The organism is Thalassospira sp. ABL2_045 (assembly GCF_056161285.1).
This window is the reverse complement of record NZ_JBSWYV010000022.1, coordinates 1-21,159: the sequence shown is the minus strand read 5'-3', so window position 1 is coordinate 21,159 and position 21,159 is coordinate 1. Positions and strand designations below refer to the sequence as shown.

The following is a 21,159-nucleotide window of genomic DNA, read 5'->3' as shown; positions in this document are numbered from 1 at the left end:
CGACACTGGAATCATGCCATGGCCACCGAACGCCACGTCATAAAAACCTATCTTAACGACGAAGAGAAAGAACGCATCGATCAGTTGACTCATCAGATGCGTCTATCCCGCTCCGAACTGCTCAAACGCTTGTTGATGAATACCAAATTGCCCAGTGCCAGCGATTTTGCCGCATGGCAAGGCATTAGGGATTTGCTCAAGATCAACGCTGACCAGGCACGGCTCGGGAACCTATTCAAGTTGGCCCTTGATGAGCCGCTGTCAGCCGATCTCCTCAAAAAGTTCGATGATCTGATCCGCGATATTGAAGGAACGCAGGCAGAGCTCAAAGCCGCCGTTGGCGAGATCCGCAATCAGCTTCAACCGGGCATAGATAAGCAGGGCAAGTCATGATCGCGACCAAAATCGGCAAAAAGTCAGGGCTGCCGGATAATTACACGCGCCTTGGCGGATACATCGCCGCAGCCGAAGAAAAAGGCGAGAAACTCCATCAGTTCTGGATCCGCAATTGCGATGCCGGCACAAATATCGAGGATATCGATCTCGCCCTTGTGGAGATTGAAGCGGTTCGACGGCAAAAGCCCGATATCGCCGATAAGACCTATCACCTTGTTGTTTCATTCCGGCCTGGTGATCAGGACAAACTGACCAAAGATGATCTGATGGCCATCGAGGCGGAATATGCCAAGGCACTTGGCTACGGCGATCATCAGCGTGTGGCGGGAACGCATATCAACACCGAAAATTTCCACATGCATATTGCCTTTAACAAGGTACATCCGGAAACACTCAAGGTCGTCACGCCACATCGCGATTTTAAGATCCTCGCCAAGGTCTCGCGCGAGATGGAGAAGAAATATGGCCTCACTATTGATCCCGGTATGACTGATGGCAAAGAGCGCGATCCCAACAAACTCTCACCTACAGCACGGAACTATGAAGCACACACATGGCAAGAATCATTCCAGAGGCATGTGTTGAAACACCATGAGGAAATATTGGAAGGTTTGGGGAACGCGACAAATTGGCAGGAAGCGCACGAGGTTCTGGCTCGATATAACATTAGCCTCAAGTTGCGCGGCAATGGCATGGCGCTGATGAGCCCAGATGGTCAGGCGATGAAAGCCAGTCAGCTAGATCGATCTTGCAGTAAGAACAAACTGGAAGAGCGGTTCGGGAAGTTTGAGGTGCGGCAAACCGGATTAACCAAAGAAGGCAAATACCGAACCAAGCCAGATCGACGCTACAAGCCTCGACCGCTCGTTCGAAATCACAACACTTCGCCCCTCTGGCGACGCTATCTCAGCGCTCGGAGATTCGTACATCAGCAGCCAAGTATGACCAATAGAGCTTTGCGGAATTGGAAGGAGTTTCTTCTGATGGAATCATCTCAGGATCCGCTCGCAATGGTACTAATCATTGCACATCGTGAGATGCTCGGTATTTTTTCGAGTAAGCCGGTACAGCCCCATTCCCAAACACCCACTCCAGAAAAAAACATAGCCTTAGGCACACTGAGCTAGAGTAAGACATCTAAGCTATCCCTTGCCATCTCAACGTTTTTAACTTCCTCACTATTGCAAGAACTATCAGCTGAATATTCAACTCAGCAAACATGAACTCTCATTATGACATATCGAACAACGCTGAAGAGATGCGACGATCTATGCGAAAATTGAAGAGCTCTCGCTAAATGTCTTCTCCAATGCAGCCCCTAGAATATGAGCAGCCTCAGCCAACTCTTCTTCAGTCGAATATCTGCCAACGCTAAGCCTTATAGATGCCCCGGCTTCGTCATCGCTTAGGCCTATTGCTCGAAGCACGTGCGATGGTTCGGGAATCCCGCTTGTACAGGCTGACCCGGTTGCTGCTGCAAGATTTGGTTGAACCCTACCTAAAAGATCAGCAGCAACAACCCCTTTGAAGCCAATATTGATGTTGCCAGGATGGCGGTACTTTGGATTGTTTGGACCATTTATCCAATTAGGATACGGCAGCGTCCTAAGGCGCTCGAGAAGGAAGTCTCTGCGACATGCCAAAATTTCTCGTTCAACACTGGAATGTTCATTGGAGGCAAGCTTTGCTGCACAACCAAACCCAACACACAGAGCTGTTGGCAACGTTCCAGACCTCAACCCATTTTGCTGCCCTCCACCGTGCACAAGTGGCTCGATTCTACTCTGAAGCTCTCTCCTGATAAACAGAGCGCCGACCCCCATTGGTCCGTACATCTTATGAGCAGATAGACTTAGCAAGTCAGCCCAGTCTGCAAACATTGACATTTCTATCGCACAAGGTGCTTGCGCTGCATCACAGTGTAGCAAACTGCCGACTTGATAAGTCATTCGCGCGATTTCAGAAATATCTTGCAGCGTTCCAATCTCGTTGTTCACAGCCATGACAGAGACTAGCAGAACATCTTCGTCAAGTTCTGCAGCCAAGAAATTCAGATCAAGGCGTCCTTCAGAGTCTACCGGTATTCTCTTGACCTTAAGCCCAAACCGACGTTCCAGTACACGCCCCACCTCAAGAACGCATTTATGCTCCGTAGCACTTAAGAGAACTTTATTTCGGGTCCCACCAACTGCATGCCCTGCAACTCCCAACAATGCCATGTTATTGGCCTCGGTTGCTCCAGATGTGAAGATAATCTCATCTCCATCTGCACCGATCATTGCAGCTACTGCATCTGCTGCAACTTCAATCGACTTAGAAGCTTCCCAGCCGACTGCATGGTCCGACGAATGGGGATTCCCAAATTTTTCGCCGAAATAGGGCTGCATAGCTTCACGAACCCTAGGGTCGAGCGGTGTTGTCGCATGGTGATCAAGATATATCATGTTGTTATTTTGCACTTACACATCAAACACTTAACTTAAAATCAACCTCGAACAATAACACGAGAGCTTGTTCGCTGCCTTTCTGGAGGATATCTCCAGGAATGAAATTGACCCTACTACATTTTATGCGTTAATGTCGACCTGGATCAACAATCCAGGACAAAAAGCGATGCCACGCGGCCCAATTTTTCAAGACACATATAAGCCTCAGTTTTCCGGACACGAAACCTTTCCGTTACGCTACGGATGGCTAAAAAAGGCCTATGATGCGGTCGCGGAGCATGCAGGCGCCCCTAACAGCAAAACCGTCTTCACTAGTGAAGATGCAATCGCGCGGTTTGGGGTTGGCAAGAATATGGTCTCCTCTATGCGTCATTGGGCGACCTGCTGCGGCATTATCGCCGATGGCGAAAGCGCGAACGAGCTGACTACCACTGAGCTTGGAGATCAAATTTTTGGCAAGAACGGGTTCGATCCGTATATGGAGCACCCTGCAAGCCTTTGGTTAATTCATTGGCATTTAGCAGGGCGGCCCGAAAAAACGACTTGGCATTGGAGTTTCAACAATTTTCCGGGCGCAACGTTTGAACGTGAGAGACTTGTTCGAGCCCTTGAAAAAGTTGCGGAAGATCGTGCTTGGCCACGAGTTTCTGCTACTACAATTAGGCGTGATGTCGAGTGTTTTCTCCGCACCTACGCTGCAAAGATTCCTTCTGGCAAGACTTCGCCTGAAGACACACTAGAATCCCCACTTTCGGAGTTAGGGTTAATCAAAGCGGTTGGCAAGCGAGATGGCTTCAGATTTGCCCGTGGCCCAAAATCCACCCTAGGGAACGGTGTATTCTTGTATGCTTTGATAAATTTCTGGAAACACTATTCAACGGCACAAACATTGTCTTTTGAGGCTATTGCTCATGAACCCGGATCTCCGGGGCGCGCGTTTCTTCTCGACGAAAACGACATTGCTGATCGATTACTTGATCTTGAGGAGTTCACTGACGGCGCTTTCCGATGGTCTGAAACTGCAGGCCTCAAACAAGTATTTCGTGAAGTGTCTCTAGAAGAGGATACCGCACTCGACTATGCCGTCTCAGACTATCAACCTAAGAAAACAAAGGCAGCTGCGTGATGGCACTCGAAGATAGCGTATATGTTGCAAGACGCTTCCAACGCTCTATCCGTATCGACTCAGACTACAACGACGCGGCTGCTTTGGAAGGCTATGTCTGCCCGAAGTCCTCGATAGAGGTATTGCTCTCTATCGGACAACACGTATCGGAAACTGGTCATGGTGCATTTACATGGACTGGCCCCTATGGAAGTGGGAAGTCGAGCCTTGTCGTTGCATTAAGCGCCCTATTGGGTGGCGATAGCGCACTTAAACAAAAGGCCGAAAGGTCAATTGGAAAGGCCCATGCAAAGCAGATCTATGCTGCTTTGCCTCCCAAAACAAAAGGATGGCGAACCGTTCCCATCGTTGGTCGTCGCGATGACGCGGCAACCGTTATAGGGGAAACCTTGCAAGAACAGGGTCTAGTCAGTCCACCAACTAAAGGACATTGGACCGACGACGCAGTAGTTGCAGCCCTAACAGAACTAGCGAATGCGAAACCCCGCACATATGGCGGCGTGATCCTTTTCATTGACGAAATGGGAAAGTTCCTGGAGACCGCAGCTCAAGAAGGCGCAGACGTCTACCTATTTCAGTTACTCGCTGAGGCAGCGTCACGTAGTTCTGGTCGATTGATTGTAGTTGGAATCCTTCACCAAGCTTTCGAAGAGTATGCCAACCGCCTATCTCGCGAAGTGCGTGATGAATGGTCGAAAATACAAGGGCGTTTTGTTGACCTCGCCGTCAATGCTGCAGGTGAAGAGCAGATAGAGTTAATCTCACGTGCAATCGAAAACGGTCGTACCGCATCCGAACCTGGAAAGATTGCGAGTGTCGTTGCGTCGGAAATTAAACGTCAGCGCCCTGCAGCATCTACCTATCTAGCAGAAACCCTTGAGGGGTGCTGGCCTTTACACCCCGTTACAACCTGCTTGCTCGGCCCCATATCGCGTCGCCGCTTTGGCCAAAACCAACGAAGCATTTTTGGCTTCCTCAATTCAGCAGAGCCTTCTGGTTTTCAAGATTTCATTCGCCACAACACCGAGGATAGCCTTTACGAACCCGACCGCCTTTGGAACTATCTGCGCGTCAACTTGGAACCCTCTATTCTCGCCTCACCAGACGGTCACAGATGGGCAATGGCAGCAGAAGCAATCGAGCGCTGCGAGGCGCTTGGTGGCGATGAGCTCCACCTTAAACTATTGAAGGCAATAGCACTCATTGACCTCTTCAAGGAGAGATCCGGTCTAGTGCCAACGGATGAGTTGCTTGCTACTTGTGTAGATGGAACATCAAAAGCGCAGATTGACGCAACCCTCCAGCAGCTTAAGTCCTGGTCCCTTGTCATATACAGAAAGTTCGCCGACGCCTATGTGATCTACGCAGGCAGTGACTTCGACATTGATCGCGCGGTGCAAGAAGCATTGGAGCATGTTCGGGAAGTGGATTTCACTGCCCTGCAAAAGCTGGCAGGACTGCAGCCAATCCTTGCAAAACGTCACTACCATGAAACAGGAGCCCTACGTTGGTTCAACGTAGGCGTCACAGCCTTGAGCAGCCTTAAAGAGCGTGTTCGCTCCTACCATCCTCATGGAGGTACAATAGGTGAATTCCTACTAGCGATACCTACAGAAGGAGAAACAAACGAACAAGCTCAGGAGATTTGTCGCGCAGCAGCCGATGAATCTAAAGAATGGGATGTCGCGACGGGCATGTCACAGAGAGCCTGGGCAATTACAAACTTCGCGCGAGAACTGATTGCGCTTCATGAAGTGCAAGAAGAACACACAGACCTTGCGGGCGATGCCGTGGCACAACGCGAGCTGCAAGCCCGTCAGGCTGTCTTGCAGGGACAAATTGAAGAAGAAATTCGTCGCGCGTTCGATAACGCCACTTGGTATCTAAAAGACCGGGAGCCACAACAGTGGCAGCATGCAGAACTCAACAATGTTGCTTCAGAGCTCGCAGCTGCGCGCTATCCCAATTCCCCGAAACTTAACAATGAGCTTCTCAACCGCATCAAGCCCTCAAGCAATGCAACTGCTGCGCAAAATGCTTTGCTCCGTGCAATGGTCGCAAAGGAAGGGTCTCCGCGCCTAGGTATTGAAGGATATCCTGCGGAAGGAGGCCTTTACGTGTCACTCTTGGAGGCAACAGGCCTCTATGCCGACCATGGAGAAGGGTGGCAATTTAGCTCACCCTCAAAAACTAACGACCCTTGTGGCCTTCATTTACTGTGGGAGGCTGCAAGTGAACTACTGAAACAAGCGGGCGACCGCACAGTAAGCGTGGCAGAAATTTATGATCTTTGGTCAAAGCCGCCATTTGGCGTAAAAGACGGCCTTATGCCCATACTTGCGGTAGCCTTCATCCTTTCCCAACGCGAGCAGGTTGCCCTATACCGAGAGGGTGTTTTCCAGGCGCGCTTCAAAGACATTGATGCAGAAATCCTTGCAAAGGATGCGAAGGCAATTCAGCTTCGTTGGATGGATCTTTCTGCATTGTCCAGACGCCTTCTTTCGAGCATGGCGGAAGTGGTTCGGAACCTTGACACAGGCAACAGCCTCACACATTTGGCACCAATTGATGTTGCACGCGGACTGATCGCGATCTTCGACAAACTTCAATCTTGGACCAAGCGCACCACACAGCTTTCAGCGAACGCAATACGCGTTAGAGACCTATTCAAACTAGCCAATGATCCGAATAAGTTCCTGTTTGATGATATTCCGGCAGCCTTTGGGGAACGTGGCGCTCTGGAAAGCGAAACAGAGATCCAATCAGTCGTAAATGACGTCCGCGCAGGGCTCGAAGAACTCGTTGATTCATATCCGTCAATGCTTGTCCGTTTAACGGATCTCATGCTTTCCGAACTACAAGTACCTAATAAGTCTCCGCAAGCACTGGCCGAATTACGCGAACGTGCAGAGAACATTATCGAGATCAGCGGTGACTTCCGCCTTAACGCCTTCATTGGTCGACTTGCAAGGTTCGAAGGAACAGTTGAAGACGTCGAGGGTATTACAAGCCTCGCAGCGAACAAACCTTCCAGAGATTGGACTGACCCAGACCTGGATCGAGCATCAGTTGAACTAGCCGACCTCGCACAGAAGTTTATTCGATCAGAGAACTTTGCGCGTGTCAAAGGACGCTCTGACAAGCGTCACGCCATGGCAGTGGTGGTAGGCTTAAATGGTCGCCCTGCGCCCCTCCATGCGGAGTTCGAAGTAATTGAAGGCGAGCGAGAACAAATCGACAAGATCATTTCTCAACTTGAAAGCGTCATTGACACTAGCGACGACAGAAAGCGCAGGATGGTGCTTGCAGCGCTAGCAGAACTAAGTTCACGTTTCATGGTGGATATCGAAAAAAACAACGAAACCCCAACTGAAAGAGTAGTCTCGTGACGAACTCATCAGAAAAACATGTCCTGGGCCTTTCGGGAGGAAGAGATAGTGCCGCCCTTGCAGTCTATATGCGTCAACATCACCCCGAACTGGACATAGAATACTTCTTTACGGATACCGGCAAAGAACTGCCTGAAGTTTATGAATTCCTTGGACGTCTTGAAGGTTTTTTGGGCAAATCTATCCTTTACCTAAACCCTGATCGCGACTTCGATTTCTGGCTCAAACAATACAATAATTTCCTTCCGTCACCTCAAACGCGCTGGTGCACCAGACAACTTAAGCTCCGCCCCTTCGAGCATTGGCTTCGCCCAATCTTAGCAGATGGGACCACAGTCTATAGCTATGTCGCAATCCGGGCAGATGAGGAGTATCGAGAGGGCTACAGTTCGAAACACGAGCGACTAAAGGTCCGATTGCCTTTCAAGGAAGCAGGAATTGACAAAACAGGCGTAATTGATCTTCTCGACGCATCGGGTTTAGGCTTACCAAAGTACTATAATTGGCGATCACGTAGTGGTTGCACATTCTGTTTCTACCAACAGAAAATCGAGTGGGTGCGACTAAAAGAACAACACCCAGAGGCTTTTGAGGAAGCTAAATCTTATGAGAAGGATGCCGTGGACAACGGTTCCCCTTTCACTTGGTCCCAAGGGGAATCACTTGAAGAGCTGACGCAACCTGAGCGAGTAGAGCATATTAAGAAAGATTATGAAAAGCGGCTTGAACGGGCAAAAGCGAAACGCAATCAAAATCCTCTCCGAACGAACGATGAAGAAGTCGATATTGACGAATTGTTTGGCCAATCGAAGGGATGTCTTTCTTGCCACAAATAATGACATAAGTATAAATTCGGGATCCAAATGGACATCAAGCACAAGACCAAAAAACTGAGCGATCTAGTTAAAATACGTGATGAAGTTCGCTTGGACCCTTCTTGGCAACGTGGGCCCGTTTGGCCTGAGTCGAAACAAGCATTATTAATTGATTCAATTCTTCGCGGCTATGACATTCCAATGATCTACCTTTGGGATCGAGGAAAGAGTTCCCAGCCATTTCGTTATGAGGTTGTGGACGGCCAGCAACGGCTCAGGGCGATCTGGGCTTTTTTAGATGGCGATGTTTGCTTAAGTAGCGAGGCTCCCAACATTGGAGATCAACCAATCGGGGGAAAAAAGTTCGAGGAACTTCCCGAAAGATTAAGAGACACGTTCGAAGACTTCGAAGTTGTAATCGCCTACATTGAGAAGGCTCAACAGCCTGAAATTTCGATAGTTTTTTCTCGCATGCAGATGGGGGTTCGCCTAAACCCAGCTGAGTTGCGAAATGCAATTCAGACCGGATACCGTCAGGCTGTTGATACCGTATCCAGAACACATGCTTTCTTTAAAGATTCAAAAATATCCTCTGCGCGCTTCAAGCACCAAGACTACCTCGCCCACGCCCTTTCTGTTTGCCTACACGATGGAAAACGTGATGCGAAGGCACCTCAGCTGCATGATGATTACACATATACATTGGACAGCCATGTTTACGCACCACTCATCGCAGAAGCGAACGATATTCTAGACGTCCTAAAAGATGTAAACGAAATCTCGTCTAAGAAAATAACGCAAAAGTGGATATTTGTTGATCTATTCTACTTTCTTTATCGACACAGATCTCAGATATCCAAGACCCACATTGGTAAGTTTGCGAATGCATACTTGACCTTTGAGGCTAACAGAAGAAAGCACAATGCAGAGCCTGAGAAACTACTTGACGGAAATCCATCGGCGGATAGCAAAGATCTTTATGCGTATATTCTTGCATTTAAGATCTCCGGCGGAGAACGCTCAAATCTACAACAAAGAGCAAACGTAATTGATCGAATATTTAAAAGAGCTATGGGGATTTCGTGATGCCTCTTGAAAAGAAAGACATTCCAACCGAGCTCTTCGATGCCTACAGGGACGGTAAATGTGGTGTATTTGTTGGAGCTGGACTTTCTATGGGCGCAAAACTGCCTGCTTGGAGCGGCCTACTAGAAAAGCTCATTGAGAAAGCAGAGAGCGATCATTCGATTTCGACCGAGAAGGCAAATGATTGCAAAGAACTTGCAAAAGACCCAAACAAGTTCCTAATGCTTGCTCAGGAAATGAAGGAGATATTAGGCGTAGAATTTAAGACAGTTATTGAGGATACCTTTGGACACCCTGACTTAAAGCCGTCCCCTGCCCATGAACGTCTAATATCTCTTGAAAAAAACCGGTTCATTATCACAACAAATTACGACATGCTGATCGAACAGGCATTCGCGGCGAGCGGTCAGTTTAGACAAGGGTACAAGTACTACGAAGCTCACGCGCTGCAACGCGATTTGTATAAGAGATCATTTTTCCTTCTGAAAGCTCATGGCGACGCCAAAACCGCGCCCGAAAATATTATTCTGACCGATAAAGATTACAGACGCGTTCTATATAAAGAACCAGGCTACCAAAGCGCGCTGCAATCAATTTTTACTATGTATTCTGTCATCTTCTTGGGTTCATCCCTCCAAGATCCTGAATTAAAGCTTCTATTAAATTACATTAACGCCGCCTTCCCAGAAGGCGGAATTCCTCATTATGCACTTATGACAACTGACCAAATCGGAGATACAGAACGCGGTCGCTGGAAGAAAGACTATAACATGAGGATCATCCCAATATCTTCCGACAACAACTATGAGGACATAAACTTATTCCTCGACTTCCTCAAAGACTGTGATGTCTAGCTTGCCTGATAAATCTAGGGGTACCTAAGGTTACCCCTCCTAGCCCCGTTGATATAGATTTTTACGTGCCGTCTTCTATTCCGAAACTTCTATTCTATACCATGTGCTCCAAATCATACGCACGCAGCACAGGAGCAAGCGCTTCATAAGCCTCAGAGCGGTTTTCGGAGAGTGACGAAAACTCTGCGACACGGCCAAGTTCTGATTTGATGAGCCGCTTAGCATAGTCGGAACCATCTTCCCAACCAGTAGGTAAAACAACGATAAAGTCATGGATTAGTGCGCGTTCCTTGTTTGGAGAGCGCCGCAGAATACGTCCGCGCCGTTGGACGAATTGGCGCGGATCCCTAGAGCTAGCCAGTATATAGGCAGCACCACACGCAGGCACGTCAATGCCTTCATCTAAGCATCGGATGGCAACCATCGCATCGATGATACCAAGCCTAAAGTTCTCCAGAATGTTCTCTCTGTCTCTTCGGGATTCCCGCGAAGTAAATCGTGACACATCCCATGACATGCTGTGAAGCAACGAGCTGACAGCTTCGACCTGTCTTTTGCTTTGGGTGTTGCCTTCTTCTGTGATGGCTTCACCCTCATCAATTTCAACCGAGCCATCTCCACAATAAAAAAGTGTGTGCTGGGTTGGTTTTTCCCCCTTCAAAACCGCTTCCAATGCTGGAAGTTTATTCGCTGCCGAACCGACAAGTCGCGCTCTACGCATCAGCAATCCTGTCAGCTGCGGGGCCATCTCGGCTGTTTTGCCTCTCTGCCGAGCCGTGATACGTCCGATTTGCTCTGACAGCTCGACGAACTCTTCGGCCTCGGTTTCCGTAAACTCTACGAGGTGAGGATAATAAACATAGGGTGTTAGAACTTTATCCTGGATCGCCTGTTTAAGAGTGTAACTATAGACAATATCTCCATAAAACTCACTTAGCCGTTCATTGCGTTCTTCGTCTAGATAGTGCTGAGACGTAGCAGACAAACCAATTCGATAACGTGCATGCTCTGGAAGAAAGCCTTCATAAGCTCTAGACGTGTGATGGTGGCATTCGTCGCCAATCCATAGAAGACGTTGGCCGTTAATCTTCGAGAGGCAATCTTGGAACTCCGGACTTTTCAAAGTGCGGTTCACGACCACAACTGACCCAAATTTACGGCTACCCATTTTCAACTCATGGACCATATTGCTCAGTTTATCTTCCCAATGAGCGCGAGAGACATAGCACTTGACCGGATAAACATTGAACGTTGCCAATATATCAACCCACTGGTCAGCAAGGTTCTGATAGGGCACCGCGATCACGCAGGTAAGTCCGTCGATGTTCTCTGACAGTTTAACGAGTGCGTGAATGGCTGTAATGGTCTTGCCCGCACCCGTCGCGAGGTCAAATACGCCTTGGAAGTCTCCCTTCGCTTTCCAGGACTCAAGTGCCTCGATTTGGTGTTCCCGCATTTTGAACGGCTGACCATTGATCGTAGTTGGTTCTTTTGGCTTCCCGGACGCAGTGCTGTGCGCGCCCCCCATCTTTCCAACAAGTCGCGCTGCGATCTCAGCTTCAATTTCCGGATCCGGGGTATAGTCAAGTGCGCGGGCGGTCTTAATAAGCTTTTCCTTTACGGCAGTTGGAATATCTATAACTGCGGTTGATTTGCTCTCGTTGCGCCAAAGGCGTTCAAAACTATCGATATGAGGATCATAAAATTCAGACTGTTCGGGTATCCAAGTCCGAAATACGTTTATGGACTCATAATTGTGCGTTGGAAGAAGCGCATATGTGCTCTCGTTCGCCGAACCAGAAAAGACAACCCTATCGCCAGCATCGTCAGTTATAATCCCAACCTTATCATGGTACATTCCACGTTCTCGAAGAGCAATTTTCACATCAAGACGTCCATGCGCCACGAGCCAGGAAAGCGTATCAAAGCGATTCTGAAAAAGATCATCACTGACATTGGAGATCATGGACAAGAGCTCACTTCCAATCTTCTCAGAAATCTCTTTATCTCTGTAACCTTGCTTAACCGCTTCAAGGTCTTCTCGCTCGGAAAATGCACCTAAGATCAGTCTAATCTGACCACCACTTTTGACAAAAACTGATAGAGCCTGAGCTGCATAACTGATGGTTGAAGCAGAGAAAAACCCAACCGCTCGATCATATCGGCTTGCTACTGAAAGTGTGGGGAAATAAAAGTCTTTCAATATGTTGTGCAGATCAGACTTATAGACCCCGTTATAATCCAGATCGCGTAACATCTAAAATTTCATCCCCGAAAGGTCTGGCTCAACCTCCTCGATATTCAAGTATCCTCCATCTTTTAGAAGCTCAAGAATGTCTCTATCAGGGTACTCTCCACCTCCTCGAAGCATCGCCTCTTGAAGGATAAAGAGACCACCATTCGCATACTCTTCAAAGATTTCGGCGCACCGATACTCCTCCCCATCTTTCAAGATTTCGGGATCTTTCGTCTCCGCTAGGGCGATTAGATATATTAAGTCTTCAGCATCACCGCGTTCGAATTGTTGATAAGAAATATCCTCAACACCTTTTTCCCTATCAAGGGGAATACGTCGATTTTCTGAGTACCCAAGCAAAGCGGCAAAGCAGAGAAGCTCTCGAATCGTAGGGAACAGAGTACGGTCCGCGTTTGGCAGCCTCTCAATGGCTAGCCGTTGCACCATGTCTTCATGAACTCGACTTCTATTGATGTTTGGCGCGCGCGAACTCATGGCTCTCTCAGCTCCACAATCTCTGTCCCGTCAAATTCTGAGTCGAAGATAGCCGTCTTAAACTCTTTACCCTTAAAGTAACGGCTTTCACTTACCCGCTCGCCCGGCGGCTCTGTATTATGGCGCACAAGTAAGTATTCGGCTCCAATCCGAGGCTTAAGAACATTCAGTACGTCATCAGAACCTTGAGATTTGGAAACGAGCAGTATGACTTGACGGGCCATCTGAGGAATAAATTCGGCCGTAGCAATACGATAGGCTTCATCAAGTTGACCAAAGGGAGAGTCCAAAACCAAGGGAGCGATAGTGCCTGGCAACAATCTATAGTCCTCAGCATTCTTTCTAATCTTAGCGAACTCAACAAGTGCGGCGGTAAATGCCAACCCCAACAGCTGGTTCTCACCACTGGACTTTGGCAACACATTGCCATCGGAATTGACCAGACTAATTTCATAGTCGTCTGTCATCCGCAGGGAGAAAGCCTTACGGCTCGTCGAATCAAGGATTTTTCGTATACCGCCGCGAAGAACCTTGCGGGCTACATCTTCTTCAGCTACGAGCTGTTCATGCAACTTGCGCTGAATTTCATCGCACAGATTTCGTCTTCGACCGTAAACAGCTGTTTGCTTGTCTTGCTTTGCAAGCTCATTAATCTGCCTATCAATTTCCGTCATGGAGCGCTCAGAGGTCATTATATTTGTCTCTAATGCGCCGATCTCACGATCAATCTTTCTTAGCTCCTCTCGGAGTTCGCTACGTTTGCGTTCCCGCTCTGCAATATCCTCAAAATTGATACCTTTAAGCTTTTCGCTAATCTCGGCAAGCTGGGCTTCAGCAGTTGCTAAATCCTCATTGGCCCCTGCTAGCTGCTCCTTTGCCCTTATCAAACGGCCTGGAGCCTTCGCCCGCTCAGCCTTGAGCATCGAGAGCCTTGCACGCACCTTGGACACCCGATCTCTCATGACTTGATTAGCCGCCTTTTCTAAAAGGCTGGACACCTTCTTTGCCTCAGGACTTCCTGGCTCAAGCCTTGCTCCACAAATGCATTCTTGTGCTTGAAGGACATCCTTCACGAACTCTTCATTGTAAGGCGATGGAATTCGCCCCTTGTGCTCTTTCTCGTCCAGGAACGAAAATGTCTCTTGTGTAATTCGGTTTGACACAATGAAGCGACCATTCTCGCCCAACCACTTGTAGACTTCATTTGAATGTTCTTTGACACGCTTTGATGCACGTTGGAGATGTGCGCTTATTTGGTCTCGGCTCTGCTGCAGCTCTTTAGCCGCTGTTGTGTTGCGAAGTTTAGCTTCAATATCCTTGACTTGTTGATCTGTTTGTTCGCGCTTTTTCTCCAACTGCAATATGTGAACTTTTGCAGCTTCAACTTGCGCTGTGAGAGCGTCAACGCGTTTACTCAGATCTTCAATGTTTTTGGTGGCGGTCGTCGATGGCATTTGCTTGCGAAATTGGCTTGAAACAAATTTCAAGTCTTCAATAGCGGTCTCAATTAGTGAACATCCCAAGATATCGCGCACAGCCGTCCTGATAGACCCTCTATTGCTCTCACCCAAAAAAGCTTCCGCGTGCTCTCCATCAAATAAAAAATGGGAAGCCATATCCCGCGGTATTACTGTGTTTATAAAAGTATCAGGCGCAGGAAGCTCGACCTGGCTACCTTCATCAATGCGAGCGATGAGAAAATCTCTCTCGCCCAATCTTTCAACATTGGCAAATCTCTTTGCAACATAATCTTGATTATTGTGCTCAAAGAACACTTCAACTGATGCATTTTGTCTACCTATCTTTTTTGCACTATAATTGAGAACCTCATGTTTCTTTTCGAAACGTTCAGTGGTTTCTCCATAAAAACACCAAAGAAGCGCATTAAGAAGTGTTGTTTTGCCTACACCATTCTCTGCATAAACAATTGTCACATTACGCTCAGGATCTTCCGAAAACCGAATAAACGTTTCACCGAAGAAACACCTGAAGTCCTTTAGACGTATTTCCTCAAGAATCATCTTCAACACCCCCAACCTTGGTGTGCCGTTCGATAATCTCGCGGAGGTACCTCCGCCTCTCAGTAATCACATTGCGTTTCTCGAAGAAATATCGCCGTTCTAACTCAATGATCTCGCGAATGATCGGATCATTTTTGCTATCTTGAAGCTCCGTCTCCCCAGACATATGCGCTACTTTCCTGAATCTCTTACGAACCAATTACAAAACGACTTCTAAAACCTGACTTGGGCACTACTGTTCCCAAATTAATTGGGATTAGTGCTCTGGCTAACGCAACACTTAGACTGCGACCTCATTCTCGACACCTACTGATATCCTCCGTGAAGCCCACGCCCCACGCACGAAGTCTTTAGGTTTCATTGAGCATGGCACCGCCACGCGAATAAGCAGGAAGCCCGTTTGGGCTGCTTGGTGGGCCCACCAAACCTATCCTGCCCCCACAACGACAGGTGAAAGTTGTGCCATCTCGTGCACCATCATGCAATCTTTTGCATTTTCGTGCAATCTTATGCACTCTCATGCAATCACATACAGCGCGTTGTATTTACAGCATTTTCTTAAATACCTATCCTTAAGAGAAATCGCTGTTTTACCCTTGCGCATCAGCAATCCCGAAAGGTAATCAATCTGATCCAACCTTCGAGGATACAATCAGTGCATGTAGCAATCTACGCCCGCCACTCAACAGACAAACAGGAAACCAGTACCCAGGATCAGATCCGACGCTGCCGAGAATATTGCAGCGTCAAAGGCTATCAGGTTGCCGACGTGTTTTTTGATGAGGGCATTTCAGGTTCTCACATTGCAAACCGCCCTGGAATCGGTGCCCTTCTGGTCGCAGCACTCAACGGACGATTTAAGGGTGTCGTTGCCGAGGATCTGAGCCGCATCAGTCGAGACCAAGCCGATACGGCCAATTTCTTCAAAAAGATGATGTTCTTGGGTCTTCCTATTGAGACCGTCACAGATGGGGTAATCAACGAGCTGCATATTGGCCTGAAAAGCACCATGAATGCGCTCTATCTCAAGGATCTGTCTGACAAGACCCATCGTGGGGTGATCGCGGCTGTTCTGCGTGGCGGTGTGCCGGGTGGTCAACTTTATGGCTACGATCTTGTTCATGCCCTTGACGAGTTTGGAGAACCTATTCGCGGCAAGCGCAAGATTAACGACGAACAAGCTGCAATCATTCGCGATATATTTGAATATTACGCCGAAGGCAGGAAGCTGAAACATATTTGCGACGATCTAAACCGGCGCGGCATTGATTCCCCCAAGGGCGGAAAATGGGCACCCTCAAGCCTTGTTGGCTCGTTTGTCCGCCAGACGGGCATGTTACGCCAAACGCTCTATAACGGCGTCGTTACCTTCAACAAAATGCAGTACCGCAAACATCCGGAAAACGGCAAACGCCTATCAATCATGCGTCCGGAAAAGGAATGGATCACAGTCCCAATCCCCGAACTGACCATCATCGACGATGAGACTTTTGCAAAGGTCCAGAAGGCTCTTGATGAACGATCCAGCAAACACCTTCAGCGCAAAATGATACCCACTGTGATGACAGAGGAGGAGAAGCGCGAGACATCCATTCGCCGCTCAAAGGAATGGCGCCGCAAACAGGCTGTCACAAAGAAGCGTGCAAATGCGGTGTTTGGCGGCAAACTCTATTGCGGGGAGCACGATCAGAAAATCACAGCGACCTATGCAAAGCATTATTCCTGCCCTGTCAAAGGCTGCGCGAACAGGAACCTTCACTATGACGAGATCATCAAGCTAGTGTTGGATGCCATCGCTGACCTTGACGAAGCAAAGATCATCGAGCATTTCGAGAGCGAGGAGATACAGCAAGTTCGCGCTCACCACGCACGTGAGATTGAACGCCTGAATCAGCATCTAGAGGATCTTCGCGCCAGCATCAACAAGGTTATCGACGCACTAGGTCCAGATGCACGTTCAACTGAAATACGCGCATTTTTCGACGACAAAGCAGAACAGATCCAACGCACGAAGCTAGATATCGCACATCACAAGCGCGAACTATCAGAAAACTCTCCTCCGCGACAACTAAAAAATATCGTCCAGCAACACCAAAAACTAGTCGAGAGATTGCGCAGTTGGACCCGGGCCCCCGACGTTGTGCGGCCATTACGACACGCCATTGAGACACTCACCATTTCAACCAATCAAGACGATGGAAAAAACTATCTGCAGCGCAAGTGCGTCGCGACCTTGAATTTGGCAGCACTACGGCGTGCGAATGGACCTGTTGAAGGCAAAAGCACAGAAAACTAAGAACATTTAGATCTAATTTAGCAACATCCAGCGAGACAATAAGTTACTCCTGTCGCACAATATTTTTCTAATATTCCTTTCGGTCACCTAACCGGCCCACAGCTAAAACGCATTAAAGCTCAGTTGATAAGAGTAACTCGTTTCCTTGGATGTTACCGTGCAGCAGGCTGGAAAAACATTAGATTATTTTCATTTCATTTGTTGTATCGCCTAAACAGCATAACTTGCATAGAATTTCAGTTAGCATTCTTGGCTTCATGAAAAACATCATCCACACGGGAAGCATTGCATGGTCAAATACGTTTACTTGGATTCGAATGCATTCTGGCATTTGAAACATGCCGATAGAGACTATGATGAAGATTTCTCAAATATAGTCACAAAGCTTCGCAAGAGCGCTTCATACCGTTTTCCATTCTCTCCAATTCACTTTCTAGACATAAAGCCAGAAGGAAAAGTTCGAGACGAAAACCTTATTAAGAACGACCTAACCACACTATCTATGGTATCCGATGGGTACGCTGTTATTTTACAGGACAAGAAAACCAAAAATTATTTCCCAGTACTAGGTCCAAATACAGATTGGGGAGCTCCTTGGATAACCCAGCTAAAGTATGAAAACATTTCAGAACTATACTACAACATGCCGCCTGACGACGCTGCTTCGCGAGAACCATTGTTTCTAGTTCAGGGATCCACTCACAAGGTAAACCTTAACAAGATCCACAAAACTCATCCGCTACGTAAGACGTTGGAAGATGCTGATGGGCTTTATTCCCCGCAGTTGCTAGAGGATTATCTATACAATCTTTTCAATGGCCATAACGACGCCGCTATCTTGCGGCCATTCCGCGAGTGGACAGCTAGCGCCTTAGCCAATTTATGTAAAACTGACAGTCTTCTCGGACCTTCATTGCCCGAGGAGATAAAGCCTTTAAAAGATTTCATATCGGCAAAAACGATCACCGATATAGCTAGTTCACTGTATGACGCGACCAAGGCTGTTTGTGCTTTGCGCAAAGAAAACATTGACGAAGTCCCTTGGGCGAGAAGGATCGAAGAAGCTTATAACCTACTAGACTTCCATCCTGAGCTCTGGGAGCCAATAAACAAAAAAAATCGTCCGTCCAATATGCGGAGGGATGCAAAGCACTTAATTCATGCAGCGGGAGCCCGTCACTTGGTAACCGCGGATAAACACTTTATGCAGAAAGCCGCCGTTACGTTTACATCTTTTGGCATAAAAACAAAAATCTCTAGCATCTCTCAATTCAAAGCTAATTTTTCCTAAAATACATTAGCAACCAACAAATCAATGCCTTTTATTGCAACCGTTATATTTGATGCTTTCTGTACTCAAAACCTAACCGTCACACCACAGCTTACCTTTTTGCCCACTTAGCCCCACGACTTCTGGACCGCAGATCGTTGGAATAATCATGATATATTTAGATCGAATGTCCTTCTGTGCACATTGAGCAAAAATCGTCACAACTCTCAGGGCTTCATCGATCAACTCATCTACCGTCATTGGCCAATGCTGCAAATCCGCAGACCAAATATCCATATCTGCATCCACATGAGCTGAGCATTTGTTACGGATTTGCGTTCTCCAATTCTCAAAATCGTGATGACATGCAGCTTTCAAATTCGATAAATCACTTGCACCGCCGTAGTCACCACTCAACCAATAATCCAATAGACAAAGCGATGCTGGGCCGTGTGTATTCTGCACGCAAGAAGTAAAAAGTAATTCCCAAAGAGCGAAGTAATCATTGACCATTATTTCGGCAAACAATCGCTCAACTTCTCCCCCTTTTGGGACAGCCTGCAGCATAAGACGCACTTGACGAAGAAACGTAGCCAAACCTGTGGCACGTATTAGGGCGTCTTGATCAGGATTTCCACCTGGAACAATTGAGACTATATTTGCAGTTCCAATGCCAGGATAAATCACCGCCACGCGAGGTCGCATTGGGTCCCCCAAATACCCTTCATTTCTCCATATGTCTCGCCATTCACTCTTCACTATATGGCTAGCGCCCCCAGGGTATGCAAAAACGTTAGGATGGATCTTTGAAAGCCGCCGCAACTCTTTATCTATTTCAATAAGATCTTGCTCAAGCACACCGAAAGTAGTTGCTCCCATGCACGTCCAAGCTTCGACAAGCCGCCGAATGTCCAATTGCAGAGCATGTGCTGCCAAAGTATCTCTGCCTGTTTCGAGGTCACTGTTTTCAAGGTCCTTCCTGAGCCGCTTTATCAATCTGGTCAGTTCCGTCAAGCTTGCACCGCCTGCTTGAGGAAGCGCCACTTTGATCTCATTTTTGAGACGAGACAATAGGTTGAGAAGAGCATCCAGCTTGACTAAACCATGCCGAGCAACGATACGCTTCTCCATTTCGTGCTCAATTAGCTCAATAAGCTTAGCCAGCGTAAGAAAGTCACTAATAATCCGAGCCACCTTTCCCGGAAGATGTTTAGCCATATTCAGTCGCCTCCTCGAAAAGAGTGATTTTCAGTAAAGTTCGCCGAACGTAACTGATAGCATTTACCATGCTCCACACACATATGCGTTCTCAGATGAGCTCAACTTCAAGAAGTGTACAATCGTCACATATACTTTCAGGCTACGTCTCCAACTGTACTTTCAGACCATATTGAGCCAACAGCGGCTTAATTATTACCATCAAATGGTTTCGAACCATGTCACTTACACAGTTGTTCTTCCCAGCTAAGCGTAGAGTATCATCTTTAACTCTGGCATGAATTTGCGACAACCACATTCGCGGATTCCTACATCCTGGTACATCTCTGCTAACAATCTTCTCACACACCTCACGCCAAGCTAATGGGGAGTTGGCCCCGTACATAGCTGGCACTTTATTGATTTGGTCTGTCAAGGTGACTTCATAATTAAGTGTATCCAGAACCTTCAGGATACTTAGCCTTGGTAACATGCCGCTTTGCGACCTTGTTCTTTCAAAGGCATGCGTGACCGTATTCACGCCGACCCTGTCAATAGCCTCCTTTACTCTTAAATAAGCATTTGCCAAGGTCCACGGTTCAGAAGACAATCTTTGCCATTCCCGTGCCAAGATTAAACATTGATCATTATCGGCAGGCGGGCAGGTTACAAGAGTACTTGAAGCAACATTTCCTTGTTCCTTTTCATCCGTGTTTTTTTCTTTATCCGTGTTCTTCTTATTGGAACCGGCATCCCGTGCCGGTTTAACACGGGAATCAGATGCCGGTTTGGTGGAATCAGATGCCGGTTTAGAACCAAGACCGACCAGTCGATACGCATTGCGATTGCGAAGTCGGCCAACAGTTCGCCTTAGCTTGGTCACCAACCCAAGTTCATTCAAACGCTTAAGCACCTGACGCACCTTGCGATCAGACAGGCTTGTCTCGTGGGCAATCGTTTCGATCTTGGGGAAGCATGCCCGCGTGCGATCATTAACGTGCGACGCCAGAACGACGGCAACACAGATTTCGGCTGTCGACAAATCAGGATGATGAAGGATTTGTGTCTGCACCCAATGCCAACGGGCAACGGCAGACGTTCCGACCGGTGCAGATGATTCTACAACCGCGCCGGTTTGCGCTTGGGAATATGAAAAATTCATGCGTGGTATCGGCAGAGTTAAAACATCGCATTTGCTCTTGACAAAGCGATCCCGTCGCCTAAACTCGACCTCAGATTTCATGAGGGGTCAAGTTTAAACCTTTCCAAGAACCCGCTGCGCCAACAGCGGGTTTTTTTATTGTCTAAATTCTTGAAAAGTCTGGGAAAATGAAACTCGGTTGCGCCGCCTCCTCTTGATGAGGGTATGCGCCCGAACTTTTTCTCTTGTTTCGCGAATCCGTCGAGTCTATATCTCAAAACTCGACGGATCGGAAAGAGTGGTTGCGGGGGCAGGATTTGAACCTGCGACCTTCAGGTTATGAGCCTGACGAGCTACCGGGCTGCTCCACCCCGCGTCAGTGGGTGTTTA

Annotated in this window: 15 protein-coding genes and 1 tRNA gene; 9 read left to right on the top strand and 7 right to left on the bottom strand. The window is 47.8% G+C overall.

Annotated features, from left to right (window positions below):
• Positions 1–18 precede the first annotated feature (18 nt).
• Both ACXAIA_RS20180 and traI read left to right on the top strand, forming a co-directional pair.
• On the top strand, positions 19–393 hold the full coding sequence (locus ACXAIA_RS20180; RefSeq protein ID WP_475350939.1) for a plasmid mobilization protein: 375 nt from the start codon (positions 19–21) through the stop codon (positions 391–393).
• Positions 390–1,523, top strand: coding sequence for a TraI/MobA(P) family conjugative relaxase (gene traI, locus ACXAIA_RS20175; protein ID WP_475350938.1), 1,134 nt, complete (start codon positions 390–392; stop codon positions 1,521–1,523). Before ACXAIA_RS20180 ends, traI begins: the two co-directional genes overlap by 4 nt.
• Positions 1,524–1,664: 141 nt before the next feature.
• Here the strand turns inward: traI and ACXAIA_RS20170 are convergent, their stop codons facing one another.
• Positions 1,665–2,855: a cysteine desulfurase family protein gene (locus ACXAIA_RS20170; protein WP_475350937.1), complete on the bottom strand. Its 1,191-nt coding sequence runs from the start codon at positions 2,853–2,855 to the stop codon at positions 1,665–1,667.
• Positions 2,856–2,907: 52 nt separating this feature from the next.
• On the opposite strand from ACXAIA_RS20170, the gene ACXAIA_RS20165 reads away from it, so the two are divergent.
• Genes ACXAIA_RS20165 through ACXAIA_RS20145 form a run of 5 tightly spaced genes read left to right on the top strand, consistent with a single transcriptional unit; the run spans position 2,908 to position 10,113 of the window.
• Positions 2,908–3,969 (top strand): DUF4007 family protein, encoded by a 1,062-nt coding sequence (locus ACXAIA_RS20165; RefSeq protein ID WP_475350936.1) that lies wholly within the window; start codon positions 2,908–2,910, stop codon positions 3,967–3,969.
• Positions 3,969–7,358: a hypothetical protein gene (locus ACXAIA_RS20160; RefSeq protein WP_475350935.1), complete on the top strand. Its 3,390-nt coding sequence runs from the start codon at positions 3,969–3,971 to the stop codon at positions 7,356–7,358. Before ACXAIA_RS20165 ends, ACXAIA_RS20160 begins: the two co-directional genes overlap by 1 nt.
• Positions 7,355–8,194: a phosphoadenosine phosphosulfate reductase domain-containing protein gene (locus ACXAIA_RS20155; RefSeq protein ID WP_475350934.1), complete on the top strand. Its 840-nt coding sequence runs from the start codon at positions 7,355–7,357 to the stop codon at positions 8,192–8,194. The genes ACXAIA_RS20160 and ACXAIA_RS20155 overlap by 4 nt, the downstream gene beginning before the upstream one ends.
• A 27-nt stretch (positions 8,195–8,221) precedes the next feature.
• Positions 8,222–9,259 (top strand): DUF262 domain-containing protein, encoded by a 1,038-nt coding sequence (locus tag ACXAIA_RS20150; protein ID WP_475350933.1) that lies wholly within the window; start codon positions 8,222–8,224, stop codon positions 9,257–9,259.
• A complete protein-coding gene (locus ACXAIA_RS20145) occupies positions 9,259–10,113 on the top strand; it encodes an SIR2 family protein (RefSeq protein WP_475350932.1) in 855 nt (284 codons plus the stop codon). Before ACXAIA_RS20150 ends, ACXAIA_RS20145 begins: the two co-directional genes overlap by 1 nt.
• Positions 10,114–10,207: 94 nt before the next feature.
• Here ACXAIA_RS20145 and ACXAIA_RS20140 read toward each other — a convergent pair whose 3' ends face one another.
• Genes ACXAIA_RS20140 through ACXAIA_RS20130 form a run of 3 tightly spaced genes read right to left on the bottom strand, consistent with a single transcriptional unit; the run spans position 10,208 to position 14,865 of the window.
• Entirely contained in the window at positions 10,208–12,370 is a 2,163-nt protein-coding gene (locus ACXAIA_RS20140; protein WP_475350931.1) for a DEAD/DEAH box helicase family protein, read from the bottom strand.
• Positions 12,371–12,844, bottom strand: a complete 474-nt coding sequence (locus ACXAIA_RS20135; RefSeq protein WP_475350930.1) for a DNA phosphorothioation-associated protein 4 — start codon at positions 12,842–12,844, stop codon at positions 12,371–12,373.
• Positions 12,841–14,865 carry an AAA family ATPase gene (locus ACXAIA_RS20130; RefSeq protein ID WP_475350929.1) on the bottom strand — a complete coding sequence of 675 codons (2,025 nt, stop codon included), beginning with the start codon at positions 14,863–14,865 and terminating at the stop codon, positions 12,841–12,843. Before ACXAIA_RS20130 ends, ACXAIA_RS20135 begins: the two co-directional genes overlap by 4 nt.
• Before the next feature lie 655 nt (positions 14,866–15,520).
• Between ACXAIA_RS20130 and ACXAIA_RS20125 the strand changes: the two genes are divergently transcribed.
• Together ACXAIA_RS20125 and ACXAIA_RS20120 are read left to right on the top strand one after the other, a co-directional pair.
• Positions 15,521–17,161 carry a recombinase family protein gene (locus ACXAIA_RS20125; RefSeq protein ID WP_475350928.1) on the top strand — a complete coding sequence of 547 codons (1,641 nt, stop codon included), beginning with the start codon at positions 15,521–15,523 and terminating at the stop codon, positions 17,159–17,161.
• A gap of 289 nt (positions 17,162–17,450) precedes the next feature.
• Entirely contained in the window at positions 17,451–18,452 is a 1,002-nt protein-coding gene (locus ACXAIA_RS20120) for a hypothetical protein (RefSeq protein WP_475350927.1), read from the top strand.
• A 72-nt stretch (positions 18,453–18,524) separates the two neighbouring features.
• Here ACXAIA_RS20120 and ACXAIA_RS20115 read toward each other — a convergent pair whose 3' ends face one another.
• The 3 genes from ACXAIA_RS20115 to ACXAIA_RS20105 all read right to left on the bottom strand — a co-directional run bounded on the left by ACXAIA_RS20115 (position 18,525) and on the right by ACXAIA_RS20105 (position 21,145).
• Positions 18,525–19,649, bottom strand: coding sequence for a hypothetical protein (locus tag ACXAIA_RS20115; RefSeq protein WP_475350926.1), 1,125 nt, complete (start codon positions 19,647–19,649; stop codon positions 18,525–18,527).
• Positions 19,650–19,791: 142 nt separating this feature from the next.
• Entirely contained in the window at positions 19,792–20,790 is a 999-nt protein-coding gene (locus tag ACXAIA_RS20110) for a helix-turn-helix domain-containing protein (RefSeq protein ID WP_475350925.1), read from the bottom strand.
• Positions 20,791–21,068: 278 nt separating this feature from the next.
• Positions 21,069–21,145: transfer RNA gene (locus ACXAIA_RS20105), tRNA-Met, on the bottom strand.
• Positions 21,146–21,159: the final 14 nt, after the last annotated feature.